The sequence below is a fragment of the Nonomuraea sp. MG754425 genome (assembly GCF_021699195.1).
Taxonomy (GTDB): Bacteria; Actinomycetota; Actinomycetes; order Streptosporangiales; family Streptosporangiaceae; genus Nonomuraea.
Genome location: NZ_SSXE01000610.1, coordinates 1 through 241 on the forward strand (window position 1 = coordinate 1; position 241 = coordinate 241).

Annotated in this window: 1 pseudogene; it reads right to left on the reverse strand. The window is 72.6% G+C overall.

Annotated features, from left to right (window positions below):
• Positions 1–114 precede the first annotated feature (114 nt).
• A pseudogene (locus FAF44_RS55600) lies at positions 115–240 on the reverse strand (cellulose binding domain-containing protein); the annotation flags it as partial.
• Between the last annotated feature and the right edge of the window lies 1 nt (position 241).

The window sequence follows — 241 nt, forward strand, 5'->3', positions numbered from 1 at the left end:
GATCAGCCAGGCATGGAACGCCGGCGTGACGCAGAACGGCGGCACGGTGACCGCCTCCGACGCGGGCTGGAACGGCTCCCTGGCCACGGGCGCCGGCACGGGATTGGCGGCGTTGTTCCAGGTGCCGTTGAACCCGAACGAGGTGCCGGCGCCCGTGGCCAGGGAGCCGTTCCAGCCCGCGTCGGAGGCGGTCACCGTGCCGCCGTTCTGCGTCACGCCGGCGTTCCATGCCTGGCTGATC